Origin of the sequence: Klebsiella quasipneumoniae subsp. quasipneumoniae (assembly GCF_020525925.1) — a bacterium.
GTDB classification, from domain to species: Bacteria; Pseudomonadota; Gammaproteobacteria; order Enterobacterales; family Enterobacteriaceae; genus Klebsiella; species Klebsiella quasipneumoniae.
In genome coordinates, this window is sequence record NZ_CP084876.1 from 1,329,940 (window position 1) to 1,342,804 (window position 12,865).

The 12,865-nt window shown below is 59.0% G+C and carries 11 protein-coding genes; 9 read left to right on the top strand and 2 right to left on the bottom strand.

The genetic code is table 11. The annotated features are described in order from the left end of the window. Positions 1-11: 11 nt before the first annotated feature. The 7 genes from ispG (at position 12) to LGM20_RS06645 (ending at position 7,401) form a co-directional block, all read left to right on the top strand. Positions 12-1,133, top strand: coding sequence for a flavodoxin-dependent (E)-4-hydroxy-3-methylbut-2-enyl-diphosphate synthase (gene ispG, locus LGM20_RS06615; RefSeq protein WP_004201890.1), 1,122 nt, complete (start codon positions 12-14; stop codon positions 1,131-1,133). 91 nt (positions 1,134-1,224) lie between these two features. Then, positions 1,225-2,499 carry a histidine--tRNA ligase gene (hisS, locus tag LGM20_RS06620; protein WP_044524340.1) on the top strand — a complete coding sequence of 425 codons (1,275 nt, stop codon included), beginning with the start codon at positions 1,225-1,227 and terminating at the stop codon, positions 2,497-2,499. Between the two features lie 34 nt (positions 2,500-2,533). Beyond that, a complete protein-coding gene (locus LGM20_RS06625; RefSeq protein WP_023290633.1) occupies positions 2,534-3,154 on the top strand; it encodes a YfgM family protein in 621 nt (206 codons plus the stop codon). A 10-nt stretch (positions 3,155-3,164) separates the two neighbouring features. Further along, complete coding sequence (gene bamB / locus LGM20_RS06630; RefSeq protein ID WP_023290632.1) at positions 3,165-4,343, top strand: outer membrane protein assembly factor BamB; 1,179 nt, start codon at positions 3,165-3,167, stop codon at positions 4,341-4,343. Between the two features lie 113 nt (positions 4,344-4,456). Then, positions 4,457-5,935, top strand: a complete 1,479-nt coding sequence (gene der / locus LGM20_RS06635; RefSeq protein WP_004144309.1) for a ribosome biogenesis GTPase Der — start codon at positions 4,457-4,459, stop codon at positions 5,933-5,935. 118 nt (positions 5,936-6,053) lie between these two features. Further along, a complete protein-coding gene (locus LGM20_RS06640) occupies positions 6,054-7,133 on the top strand; it encodes a Gfo/Idh/MocA family oxidoreductase (protein ID WP_044524338.1) in 1,080 nt (359 codons plus the stop codon). Positions 7,134-7,182: 49 nt separating this feature from the next. Continuing rightward, a complete protein-coding gene (locus LGM20_RS06645; RefSeq protein ID WP_004201901.1) occupies positions 7,183-7,401 on the top strand; it encodes a zinc ribbon domain-containing protein in 219 nt (72 codons plus the stop codon). Here the strand turns inward: LGM20_RS06645 and xseA are convergent. Next, positions 7,385-8,776: an exodeoxyribonuclease VII large subunit gene (xseA, locus tag LGM20_RS06650; RefSeq protein WP_023290630.1), complete on the bottom strand. Its 1,392-nt coding sequence runs from the start codon at positions 8,774-8,776 to the stop codon at positions 7,385-7,387. The two genes, LGM20_RS06645 and xseA, sit on opposite strands and share 17 nt — an antisense overlap. Positions 8,777-8,934: 158 nt before the next feature. On the opposite strand from xseA, the gene guaB reads away from it, so the two are divergent. Both guaB and guaA read left to right on the top strand, forming a co-directional pair. Next, the gene (guaB, locus tag LGM20_RS06655; RefSeq protein WP_004151980.1) at positions 8,935-10,401 is read left to right on the top strand and encodes an IMP dehydrogenase; all 1,467 of its coding nucleotides are present in this window, start codon (positions 8,935-8,937) and stop codon (positions 10,399-10,401) included. A gap of 67 nt (positions 10,402-10,468) precedes the next feature. Further along, positions 10,469-12,046: a glutamine-hydrolyzing GMP synthase gene (gene guaA / locus LGM20_RS06660; protein ID WP_008803811.1), complete on the top strand. Its 1,578-nt coding sequence runs from the start codon at positions 10,469-10,471 to the stop codon at positions 12,044-12,046. 61 nt (positions 12,047-12,107) lie between these two features. Here the strand turns inward: guaA and LGM20_RS06665 are convergent, their stop codons facing one another. Then, the gene (locus LGM20_RS06665; RefSeq protein WP_044524335.1) at positions 12,108-12,857 is read right to left on the bottom strand and encodes an alpha/beta fold hydrolase; all 750 of its coding nucleotides are present in this window, start codon (positions 12,855-12,857) and stop codon (positions 12,108-12,110) included. Between the last annotated feature and the right edge of the window lie 8 nt (positions 12,858-12,865).

Below are 12,865 nucleotides of genomic sequence, written 5' to 3' on the forward strand. Positions count from 1 at the left end.
GGAGATTTTTCATGCATAACCAGGCTCCGATTCAACGTAGAAAATCTAAACGTATTTACGTTGGTAATGTGCCAATTGGCGATGGGGCTCCCATCGCCGTTCAGTCAATGACTAATACGCGCACCACTGATGTGGCGGCAACCGTAAATCAAATCAAAGCGTTAGAGCGCGTGGGCGCGGATATTGTCCGCGTCTCTGTTCCGACGATGGACGCCGCCGAGGCGTTCAAACTGATCAAACAGCAGGTCAACGTCCCGCTGGTCGCCGATATCCACTTTGACTACCGTATTGCGCTGAAAGTCGCGGAATACGGCGTCGACTGCCTGCGTATCAACCCGGGCAACATCGGCAACGAAGAGCGCATCCGCATGGTCGTAGATTGCGCGCGCGATAAAAATATCCCGATCCGCATCGGCGTTAACGCCGGCTCGCTGGAAAAAGATCTGCAGGAAAAATATGGCGAGCCGACGCCGCAGGCGCTGCTCGAATCCGCCATGCGCCATGTCGATCATCTCGATCGCCTCAATTTCGACCAGTTTAAAGTCAGCGTTAAAGCCTCCGACGTCTTCCTGGCGGTAGAGTCTTATCGCCTGCTGGCGAAACAGATCGATCAACCGCTGCACCTCGGGATCACCGAAGCGGGCGGCGCGCGCAGCGGCGCGGTGAAATCGGCGATCGGTCTTGGGCTGCTGTTGTCCGAAGGGATCGGCGATACGCTGCGCGTCTCGCTGGCGGCGGATCCGGTGGAGGAGATCAAAGTCGGCTTCGATATCCTCAAATCGCTGCGTATTCGTTCCCGCGGTATTAATTTCATCGCCTGCCCGACCTGTTCGCGTCAGGAGTTTGACGTTATCGGGACGGTGAACGCCCTGGAGCAACGTCTGGAAGATATCATCACTCCGATGGATGTTTCGATAATCGGCTGCGTGGTGAACGGCCCGGGCGAAGCGCTGGTTTCCACCCTCGGCGTGACCGGCGGCAACAAGAAAAGCGGCCTGTATGAAGACGGCGTGCGTAAAGATCGCCTGGACAACAACGACATGATCGACCAGCTGGAAGCGCGGATCCGCGCCAAAGCCTCGATGCTCGATGAAGCCCGTCGGATTGACGTTCAACAGCTTGAAGCAAAATAACGTGTTGGGAAGCGATACGCTTCCCGTGTATGATTGAACCTGCGGGCGCGAGGCGCCGGGGTTCATTTTTGTATATATAAAGAGAATAAACGTGGCAAAGAACATTCAAGCCATCCGTGGCATGAACGATTATCTGCCGGGCGAAACCGCTCTCTGGCAGCGCATTGAAGGCTCACTGAAGCAGGTGCTCGGTAGCTACGGTTACAGCGAAATCCGTTTGCCGATTGTAGAGCAGACCCCGTTATTCAAACGCGCGATCGGCGAAGTGACCGACGTGGTTGAAAAAGAGATGTACACCTTTGAGGACCGCAATGGCGACAGCCTGACGCTGCGTCCGGAAGGGACGGCGGGCTGCGTACGAGCCGGCATCGAACATGGTCTGCTGTACAATCAAGAACAGCGCCTGTGGTACGTCGGGCCGATGTTCCGCCACGAGCGTCCGCAGAAAGGCCGTTACCGCCAGTTCCATCAGATCGGCGCCGAAGTTTTCGGCCTGCAGGGGCCGGACATCGATGCGGAGCTGATCATGCTGACCGCGCGCTGGTGGCGTGAGCTGGGCATCTCCGATCATGTCAGCCTTGAGCTGAACTCCATCGGTTCTCTGGAAGCCCGCGCCAACTACCGCGACGCGCTGGTGGCTTATCTCGAGCAGTTTACCGATAAGCTTGATGAAGACAGCAAACGCCGGATGTATACCAATCCGCTGCGGGTGCTGGACTCCAAAAACCCGGACGTGCAGGCGCTGCTGAACGACGCGCCGGCGCTCGGCGATTATCTCGACGAAGAGTCGAAAGCCCACTTTGCCGGCCTGTGCGCGTTGCTTGACGATGCCGGGATCCGCTATACCGTCAACCAGCGCCTGGTGCGCGGCCTCGACTACTATAACCGCACCGTGTTTGAGTGGGTGACCACCAGTCTCGGTTCTCAGGGCACCGTCTGCGCCGGCGGCCGTTACGACGGTCTGGTTGAGCAGCTTGGCGGTCGTGCCACCCCGGGCGTGGGCTTCGCCATGGGTCTGGAACGTCTTGTTTTACTGGTCCAGGCAGTGAATCCGGAATTTAAAGCCGATCCTGCTGTCGATATATACCTGGTAGCCTCCGGGACCGATACTCAGTCCGCCGCCATGCGTCTGGCTGAGCAGGTTCGCGATGCGCTGCCCGGCGTGAAACTGATGACCAACCACGGCGGCGGCAACTTTAAGAAGCAGTTCGCCCGTGCCGATAAATGGGGCGCACGTATCGCCCTGGTGGTGGGTGAGTCAGAGATCGCTGACGGAAACGTGGTAGTGAAGGATTTACGCTCAGGTGAGCAAACTACCGTAACGCAGGAGAGCGTTGCCGCGCATTTGCGCACACTTCTGGGTTAATCTCCCGGGAATTATTAGTCAGGAGAAGGACTGCGTGGAAACTTTTAACAACGAGAACGATCAGGTCGATGCGCTGAAGCGCTTCTTTGCCGAAAACGGCAAAGCGCTGGCGGTCGGGGTGATTTTAGGGATTGGCGCGCTGGTTGGCTGGCGCTACTGGACCTCCCATCAGCAGGATACCGCCAGAGACGCGTCGCTGGCTTACGAAAAGGCGACTTCCGCGCTGAAATCAAATACGCCAGACGTGCTGTCAGGGGCGGAGAAGTTCGCGGCTGACAATAAAAATACCTACGGCGCCTTCGCCTCTCTCGAGCTGGCACAGCATTTTGTTGAACAGAACGATCTGCCGAACGCCGAAAAGCAGCTTCAGCAGGGGCTGGCGGCCGCGTCTGATGATAACCTGAAATCGGTTATCAGTATGCGTCTTGCCCGCGTTCAGCTGCAGATGAAGCAGGCTGATGCGGCGCTGAAAACCCTCGACAGCATTAAAGGCGAAGGTTGGACCGCGATTGTGGCTGATTTGCGCGGCGAAATTCTGTTGAGCAAAGGCGATAAGCAAGGGGCCCGTGCGGCGTGGGAAGCTGGCGTGAAAAGCGATGCTTCTCCTGCGCTCAGCGAAATGATGCGTATGAAAATGAATAATTTGTCCATCTGAGAGGGACTCGATGCAATTGCGTAAATTACTTTTGCCAGGGCTGCTTTCCGTTACCTTGCTGAGCGGGTGTTCGCTGTTTAATAGCGAAGAAGATGTGGTGAAAATGTCACCGCTGCCGACGGTAGAAAACCAGTTTACGCCGTCCACGTCCTGGAGCACCTCGGTTGGCGATGGTATCGGCGAATTTTACTCTAACCTTCATCCGGCCTTCGCCGACGGCGTGGTTTATGCCGCTGACCGTAAAGGCACCGTCAAAGCGCTGAGCGCTGACGACGGCAAAGAGGTGTGGTCGGTGAATCTGGCGGAGAAAGATGGCTGGTTCTCGCGTACCCCGGCGCTGCTTTCCGGCGGTGTGACCGTCTCGGGCGGCCATGTTTATATCGGCAGTGAGAAAGCGCAGCTGTATGCGCTGAATACCAGCGATGGTACCGTTGCCTGGCAAACCCGCGTCGCCGGCGAAGCGCTGTCGCGCCCGGTGGTGAGCGATGGCATGGTGCTGGTCCACACCAGTAACGGCCAGCTGCAGGCGCTGAATGAGACCGATGGCGCCGTGAAGTGGACGGTTAACCTGGATATGCCTGCGCTCTCCCTGCGCGGCGAATCCGCTCCGGCCACCGCCTACGGCGCGGCGATCGTGGGCGGCGACAATGGCCGCGTCAGCGCGGTATTGATGCAGCAGGGGCAGATGATTTGGCAGCAGCGTATTTCCACGGCCACCGGGCCGACGGAAATCGACCGTCTGAGCGACGTCGACACCACGCCGATTATCGTCAACGGCGTTGTCTATGCGCTGGCTTACAACGGTAACCTGACCGCGCTGGATCTGCGCAGCGGCCAGATTATGTGGAAGCGCGAGCTGGGTTCGGTGAATGATTTCATCGTCGATGGCAACCGTATCTATCTGGTTGACCAGAATGACCGCCTGCTGGCGCTGACTACCGATGGCGGCGTGACCCTGTGGACACAAAGCGATCTGCTGCACCGTTTGCTGACCGCGCCGGTGTTGTATAATGGCAATCTGGTGGTCGGCGATAGCGAAGGCTATATGCACTGGGTGAACCCGGAAGATGGCCATTTTGTGGCGCAGCAGAAAGTGGACAGCTCCGGTTTCCTGACCGACCCGGTTGTGGCCGATGGTCGACTGCTGATCCAGGCGAAAGACGGTACGCTGTACGCGATTACGCGTTAATTACCGCTGTCGTGAGTGATTAAGAAACGGCCCCTGGCAGACAGGGGCCGTTTTGACTTTTTTAAAAACGTCGTTATGACGATGTTGCTTAGTGATTGTATGAGGCATTTAACATGATACCTGTGGTCGCGCTTGTCGGGCGCCCTAACGTTGGAAAATCCACGCTCTTTAACCGCCTGACGCGCACTCGTGATGCGCTGGTTGCGGATTTCCCGGGGCTGACTCGTGACCGTAAGTACGGTCGGGCCGAAGTCGAAGGCCGCGAATTCATCTGTATCGATACCGGTGGTATTGATGGTACGGAAGAGGGCGTGGAAACCCGGATGGCGGAGCAGTCGCTGCTGGCAATCGAAGAGGCCGATGTGGTGCTGTTTATGGTCGATGCGCGCGCGGGCCTGATGCCGGCGGACATCGCGATCGCTAAACACCTGCGCTCTCGTGAAAAGCCCACCTTCCTGGTGGCTAACAAAACCGACGGCATCGACGTCGACCAGGCGATGGCGGACTTCTGGTCGCTCGGCCTGGGCGATATCTATCCTATTGCCGCTTCGCACGGCCGCGGCGTGACCAGCCTGCTTGAGCAGGCCCTGCTGCCATGGGTCGATGAGGTTAATCCTCAGGAAGAAGTGGATGAAGACGCTGAATACTGGGCAAAATTCGAAGCTGAGCAGAACGGTGAAGCGGAAGAAGAGCCGGAAGACGATTTCAATCCGCAGGATCTGCCGATCAAGCTGGCGATTGTCGGACGTCCTAACGTCGGTAAATCGACGCTCACCAACCGCATCCTCGGCGAAGATCGCGTGGTGGTCTACGATATGCCGGGCACCACCCGCGACAGCATTTACATCCCGATGCAGCGTGACGAGCGCGAATACGTGCTCATCGATACCGCCGGGGTGCGCAAGCGCGGTAAAATTACTGACGTGGTGGAGAAATTCTCGGTCATCAAGACGCTGCAGGCGATTGAAGACGCCAACGTCGTGCTGCTGGTGATTGATGCCCGCGAAGGCATCTCCGATCAGGATCTGTCGCTGCTGGGCTTTATCCTCAACAGCGGCCGCTCCCTGGTGATCGTCGTCAACAAATGGGACGGCCTGAGCCAGGAAGTGAAGGAGCAGGTGAAAGAGACCCTCGACTATCGTCTGGGCTTTATCGACTTTGCCCGGGTGCACTTCATCTCCGCCCTGCACGGCAGCGGCGTCGGCAACCTGTTTGAATCGGTACGTGAAGCCTACGATAGCGCAACCCGCCGCGTAAGCACCGCGATGCTCACCCGGATCATGAACATGGCGGCGGAAGATCATCAGCCACCGCTGGTTCGCGGCCGTCGCGTGAAGCTGAAATATGCCCACGCCGGGGGCTACAACCCGCCTATCGTGGTGATCCACGGTAACCAGGTGAAGGATCTGCCGGATTCCTACAAGCGCTATCTGATGAACTATTTCCGTAAATCCCTGGACGTGATGGGTACGCCAATCCGTATCCAGTTCAAGGAAGGGGAAAACCCGTTCGCCAACAAGCGCAACACCCTGACGCCGAACCAGATGCGAAAACGTAAGCGCCTGATCAAGCACATCAAGAAAAGCAAATAATCATTAAACCCGCTTCGGCGGGTTTTTTTGTGGCCGCCATGCCGGTAAATGTCAAAACCATCCGCCATAATCCCGCGATACTTCGCCGGGAACAGATCGGCTCAGGGGTGGACTAAACATGCAAATTGGATTTATCGGCCTCGGCGCGGTGGTGGAAACCGCCTATTTACCCGCGCTGCGTCGCCTCGGATACCGTATTGACAGCTGCCAGGGCTATGACCTGGACAGCAGCAGAGCGCTGCCGGGGATCCAGCGCTGCAGTTCGCTGTCGGCGTTGCTGGCCAAACCCCTGGATACGCTCTTCATCACCACGTCATCCCTCCAGCACCTGCCCGTGCTGGAGAGGGCGTTAGCCAGCGCCATTCCCCGCATCGTGGTGGAGAAACCGATAGTGGCCAACCTTGAGCAGGCCGCGCGGCTGCGGGCGCTGCTGGCACCGGCGGGGGAGGCCGGTCGGGTGCTGGCCCTCGACCACTGGATGGCGCGTGGGTTAGCCCTGAACGCTCTTGCTCCGCCGTGGCAGGCGGAAGAGGAGGCCAGAGGCCTGCCGCCGCCGCACCTTTCAGCGCAGGATATCGCCTGGATAGAAGGCTATTTGCAGGAGCCAAGCGGCTTTAACGCTGCCGGAGAACCGGTCGCGCTTAACTTCGCCACCGGCGAGTTGGATACCCGGCGGCTGCGTCATCCTGACGGCGTGATCCTCGATATCGGTACCCATGTCCTGGCGATGCTGCGGGAAACGCTGCTCGACTGCGGGGGCGATGTGACGCTGGACCTCGCCGTTCGGGCGGCGAAAGACCGTCTCGGCCGAGATATTGCTCATGGGGATACGGTCACTGCCGAGGGAGAGGCGCATCTGCAGGGACGCCTGGGCGATATCCCGCTGAATATCTGGCTTAACAAATATGCCGGTCCCGCGGGCGGGCAAAAGGGAATGCGGATAGGGCTGCGGGACGGGCGACTGCTTGCCCTCGATCGCGCCCCTGATGGCGAGGTGGCGACGCTACAGGACGGCGAGCGGATCCAGCGCTGGACCCGGCCCGGAGCGATCTATGCGCACTGTCTCGATGAGCAGATCCTTGGCGCGGAGAATGTGTTTACCCGGACGCCCGAAAGCGTGGCCGGGCTGACGCGGCGTCGGCTTGAGGAAGTGGAATGGCTGCTCAGGTTGCAGCAGCAATTACGCGGCCCTCATTAAACCCGGAACATGATAAAATAGGTGCAGATAAACGTTGAAAGGAATGGTTATGGAACTTGATTGCCCTCTGTGCCACGCGCCGTTAGATGTCAAAGGCAGCAGCGCGCATTGCGCTCAGTGCGAAAGGGTATTTGCCCTTGAGGCGCGCTGCCCGGAATGCCACCAGCCGCTGGAGGTGCTGAAGGCGTGCGGCGCGGTGGATTACTTTTGCCAGCACGGGCACGGCCTGATCTCGAAAAAACGGGTGGAGTTTATTCCGCTGGTTTAGGCGGCGATGGCTTTCTGGCCCGCGTTTTTTTCACCGGCGCAATCTGCCTCACTTCACTTTCGACCCAGCCGTCTTTCAGGCGGGTGGTGAGCAGATCGCCGGTTTTGACCTGTTTTGTCTGCTTCAACACCGTGCCGTCGCTCACCGAAGTGACGCTATAGCCGCGCGCCAGGGTGGCTAAGGGACTCACCGCCTCCAGATGGGTCACCGCGTGCCCAAACCGTTCACGCCGCTCGCTGAGGCGGCTACGCATCGTTTCCGCCAGCCGGTATTCCAGCTGCTGGACGCGCGATTGCGCCCGGTGGATACGCGGCTGCGGGTTATAGTGATTCAGGCGCTGAACAGTGCGCTTTTGCCGCTGCTCGGCGCGTTTAAGCTGCGATTCCACGGCGATGCGCATCCGCTGGCGCAGGCGTTCCAGTGCGGTCTGCTGGCGGGCCAGCCGCAGCTGCGGGTGCTGCTGCTGCAGACGATGGAACAACTGGGTAAAACGGCGCTGGCGACTGGCGAGGAAATAGTCCATCGCCATCTCCAGCCGCTGCTGCCCGGCCTGTAGCTGGCGCAGCAGCTCCTGCTGATTACGGCTGACGATCTCCGCGGCGGCAGAAGGGGTCGGCGCTCGCAGGTCGGCAACAAAATCAGCGATAGTGACGTCGGTTTCATGACCGACGGCGCTGACGATAGGGATCTGGCTGGCGAAGATAGCGCGCGCCACCCGCTCATCGTTAAAACTCCACAGATCCTCCAGCGAACCACCGCCGCGTCCGACAATCAGCACGTCACACTCCTGACGCGCGTTCGCCAGCGCGATGGCGCGCACAATCTGCCCGGGGGCATCGTCACCCTGGACCGCGGTCGGGTAGACGATCACCGGCAGCCCGGGGTCGCGGCGTCTGAGGACATGAAGAATATCGTGCAGCGCGGCGCCGGTTTTCGAGGTGATGACCCCGACGCAGCGGGCGGGGGAGGGGAGCGCCTGCTTATGTTTTTGATCGAACAGCCCTTCCGCGGTTAACTGCGCTTTCAGCTGCTCATACTTCTGCTGCAGCAACCCTTCGCCGGCGGGCTGCATGCTTTCGACGATAATCTGGTAGTCGCCGCGCGGCTCATACAGGGTGATGTTGGCGCGAACCAGCACCTGCTGCCCATGCTGTGGGCGAAACGTGACCCGGCGGTTGCTGTTGCGGAACATCGCGCAGCGCACCTGGGCGTTATCGTCTTTTAAGGTGAAGTACCAGTGGCCGGAAGAAGGCTGGCTGAAGTTAGAGATCTCGCCGCTGATCCAGACCTGGCCCATTTCGCGCTCAAGCAGCAGACGCACCGTCTGATTGAGGCGGCTAACGGTAAAAATTGCGGGGGATTGAGAGGGTAACATGTGAGCAAGATCAAACTTTAAATCAGCAGGTTATTCAGTCGATAGTAACGCGCTCAGAGGGGATGGCAAGTATTATTTGCAAAAAAGGGTAGATGCAATCGGTTACGCTCTGTATAATGCCACGGCAATATTTATCCACCCTGGTCGAGATATTGCCCATGCTACGTATCGCTAAAGAAGCCCTGACGTTTGACGACGTCCTCCTCGTTCCCGCTCATTCTACCGTTCTGCCGAATACAGCCGATCTCAGCACTCAGCTGACGAAAACCATTCGTCTGAATATTCCTATGCTCTCCGCAGCCATGGATACCGTAACGGAAGCGCGTCTGGCTATTGCCCTGGCACAGGAAGGCGGCATCGGCTTTATTCACAAAAACATGTCCATCGAGCGCCAGGCGGAAGAAGTTCGCCGCGTGAAGAAACATGAGTCCGGCGTGGTCACCGACCCGCAGACCGTTCTGCCGACCACCACCCTGCGTGAAGTGAAAGAGCTGACCGAGCGTAACGGCTTCGCCGGCTACCCGGTGGTTACCGAAGAGAACGAGCTGGTCGGCATCATCACTGGCCGCGACGTGCGTTTCGTCACCGATCTGAACCAGCCGGTCAGCGTCTACATGACCCCGAAAGAGCGTCTGGTTACCGTTCGTGAAGGCGAAAGCCGTGAAGTGGTCTTTGCGAAGATGCACGAAAAACGCGTTGAGAAGGCGCTGGTTGTGGATGAGAGCTTCCACCTGCGCGGGATGATCACCGTAAAAGACTTCCAGAAAGCGGAACGTAAACCGAATGCCTGTAAAGATGAGCAGGGCCGTCTGCGCGTAGGCGCTGCGGTCGGCGCCGGCGCGGGCAACGAAGAGCGTGTTGATGCGCTGGTGGCTGCGGGCGTTGACGTCCTGCTGATCGACTCCTCTCATGGCCACTCCGAAGGCGTTCTGCAACGTATTCGTGAAACGCGCGCGAAATACCCGGACCTGCAGATCATCGGCGGCAACGTCGCCACTGGCGCAGGCGCGCGTGCGCTGGCGGAAGCCGGCTGCAGCGCGGTGAAAGTGGGCATCGGCCCGGGCTCCATCTGTACTACCCGTATCGTGACCGGCGTAGGCGTGCCGCAGATCACCGCGGTTTCCGACGCGGTGGAAGCGCTGGAAGGCACCGGTATTCCGGTTATCGCCGACGGCGGTATCCGTTTCTCCGGCGACATCGCTAAAGCGATCGCGGCCGGTGCGGCGGCAGTGATGGTCGGCTCCATGCTGGCCGGTACCGAAGAATCCCCGGGCGAAATCGAACTTTACCAGGGCCGCTCTTACAAATCCTATCGCGGGATGGGCTCCCTCGGCGCGATGTCGAAAGGCTCCTCTGACCGCTACTTCCAGAGCGATAACGCCGCTGACAAACTGGTGCCGGAAGGTATCGAAGGCCGCGTGGCCTATAAAGGCCGCCTGAAAGAGATCATTCACCAGCAGATGGGCGGCCTGCGCTCCTGTATGGGTCTGACCGGCTGTGGTACCATTGACCTGCTGCGTACCAAAGCTGAATTCGTACGCATCAGCGGTGCGGGCATTCAGGAAAGCCACGTTCACGACGTGACCATCACCAAAGAGTCCCCGAACTACCGTCTGGGCTCCTGATTTCTTCGCCCGACCTTGCGTCGGGCGATTTATTTACTCTGTTTCACTTGCCTCGGAATTAGCGTCAATGACGGAAAACATTCATAAACATCGCATTCTCATTCTCGACTTCGGGTCACAGTATACTCAGCTGGTGGCGCGTCGCGTGCGTGAGCTGGGCGTCTACTGTGAGCTGTGGGCATGGGATGTCACGGAAGCACAGATCCGCGAATTTAATCCAAGCGGCATCATTCTTTCCGGCGGCCCGGAAAGCACCACCGAAGAGAACAGCCCGCGCGCGCCGCAGTATGTGTTCGAAGCCGGCGTGCCGGTATTTGGCGTCTGCTACGGTATGCAGACCATGGCGATGCAGTTGGGCGGCCATGTAGAAGGCTCTAACGAGCGTGAGTTTGGCTACGCGCAGGTTGAAGTGGTTAACGACAGCGCGCTGGTGCGCGGTATCGAAGACTCTCTGACCGCGGACGGCAAACCGTTGCTGGACGTGTGGATGAGCCACGGCGACAAAGTCACCGCCATCCCGTCTGACTTCGTCACCGTCGCCAGCACCGACAACTGCCCGTTCGCCATTATGGCCAACGAAGAAAAACGCTTCTACGGCGTGCAGTTCCACCCGGAAGTGACCCATACCCGTCAGGGGATGCGTATGCTGGAGCGCTTCGTGCGCGATATCTGCCAGTGCGAAGCCCTGTGGACCCCGGCGAAAATCATCGACGACGCCGTTGAGCGTATCCGCCAGCAGGTTGGCGATGACAAAGTGATCCTCGGCCTCTCCGGCGGCGTGGACTCTTCGGTGACCGCGATGCTGCTGCACCGCGCCATCGGCAAAAACCTGACCTGCGTATTCGTGGATAACGGTCTCCTGCGTCTGAACGAAGCCCAGCAGGTGATGGACATGTTCGGCGACCACTTTGGCCTGAACATTGTTCACGTCGAAGGCGAGCAGCGTTTCCTCGACGCGCTGAAAGGCGAGAACGATCCGGAAGCGAAACGTAAGATTATCGGCCGCGTCTTCGTGGAAGTGTTCGACGAAGAAGCGCTGAAGCTGGACGACGTCAAATGGCTGGCGCAGGGCACCATCTACCCTGACGTTATCGAATCTGCCGCTTCCGCTACCGGTAAAGCGCACGTCATCAAATCTCACCACAACGTGGGCGGCCTGCCGAAAGAGATGAAGATGGGGCTGGTTGAGCCGCTGCGCGAGCTGTTCAAAGACGAAGTGCGTAAGATCGGTCTGGAGCTGGGTCTGCCGTACGATATGCTCTACCGTCATCCGTTCCCGGGTCCGGGCCTCGGCGTGCGCGTGCTGGGCGAAGTGAAGAAAGAGTACTGCGACCTGCTGCGTCGCGCCGACGCTATCTTCATCGAAGAGCTGCACAAAGCTGACCTGTACAACAAAGTGAGCCAGGCGTTCACCGTGTTCCTGCCGGTTCGCTCCGTCGGTGTGATGGGCGATGGCCGTAAATACGACTGGGTGGTTTCCCTGCGTGCGGTGGAAACCATCGACTTCATGACCGCGCACTGGGCGCACCTGCCGTATGATTTCCTCGGCCGCGTCTCTAACCGCATTATCAATGAAGTGAACGGTATCTCCCGCGTGGTGTATGACATCAGCGGTAAGCCGCCAGCAACGATCGAGTGGGAATAACGCCCGCCCGTTAATCGTTTTTGATTTAAGCCCGCATCCTGCGGGCTTTTTATTGCCTGTCTCATTTCACCGCTTGCTCAATCACCCGGGCAATCTCCACCGGTTGGCTCACCATCGACACATGGCTTGCCGCCACCTCAGTGGTTTTCGCATCAATCGCCTTCGCCATCGAACGCTCCAGATCCGGATTGATCATCCGGTCATTCTTGCTGACCACATACCAGCTCGGCTTATCATGCCAGGCCGCATGCGTGACCTTTTCGGTAAAGGCCTCCGCGCGGATCGGGCCCTGGGTGGCGATCAGCCTGTTTTGCTCAGCAGCCTTAATATCTGGCGCAAAGTCCTGGCGTACCGATTTTTCAGGTAACCAGAGAAAACCCTCTGCGGTTTTAGCAATACCTGCGCTGCCCGGTGGGGCAGGGTAGCTCCCCGCCAGATCCGCAGTCGACTGGCCCGAGTCCGGGGCAAACGCCGCCACGTAAACCAGCGATTTGACCCGCGCAGCGTTACCCGCCTCGCTGATCACCGTCCCGCCCCAGGAGTGGCCTACCAGCACCACATCCCCGTGGGCCCGGGCGATGGCGCGCTGGGTTGCGGCGACATCCTCTTTCAGCGAGTTGAGCGGCAGCTGAACGGCAATGACCTCGGTATGCTGGCGTTGCAGTCTGTCGATCACCTGGTTCCAGCTGCTGCCGTCGGCAAAAGCGCCGTGCACCAGCACCACGGTTTTATTGCTACTCGCCAGTGCGGTACCGCTGGCGGCGGCCAGCAGCAGGCCCACCGCGAAGGTATGAAGAGACTGTTTTTTCATGGTGACGC

What these genes read in the sequence shown, in the direction of transcription:
- ispG (WP_004201890.1), top strand. Translation starts at nt 12, where the DNA reads ATGCATAACCAGGCTCCGATTCAACGTAGAAAATCTAAACGTATTTAC.
- guaB (WP_004151980.1), top strand. Translation starts at nt 8,935, where the DNA reads ATGCTACGTATCGCTAAAGAAGCCCTGACGTTTGACGACGTCCTCCTC.
- LGM20_RS06645 (WP_004201901.1), top strand. Translation starts at nt 7,183, where the DNA reads ATGGAACTTGATTGCCCTCTGTGCCACGCGCCGTTAGATGTCAAAGGC.
- bamB (WP_023290632.1), top strand. Translation starts at nt 3,165, where the DNA reads ATGCAATTGCGTAAATTACTTTTGCCAGGGCTGCTTTCCGTTACCTTG.
- LGM20_RS06665 (WP_044524335.1), bottom strand. Translation starts at nt 12,857, where the DNA reads ATGAAAAAACAGTCTCTTCATACCTTCGCGGTGGGCCTGCTGCTGGCC.
- der (WP_004144309.1), top strand. Translation starts at nt 4,457, where the DNA reads ATGATACCTGTGGTCGCGCTTGTCGGGCGCCCTAACGTTGGAAAATCC.
- xseA (WP_023290630.1), bottom strand. Translation starts at nt 8,776, where the DNA reads ATGTTACCCTCTCAATCCCCCGCAATTTTTACCGTTAGCCGCCTCAAT.
- guaA (WP_008803811.1), top strand. Translation starts at nt 10,469, where the DNA reads ATGACGGAAAACATTCATAAACATCGCATTCTCATTCTCGACTTCGGG.
- LGM20_RS06640 (WP_044524338.1), top strand. Translation starts at nt 6,054, where the DNA reads ATGCAAATTGGATTTATCGGCCTCGGCGCGGTGGTGGAAACCGCCTAT.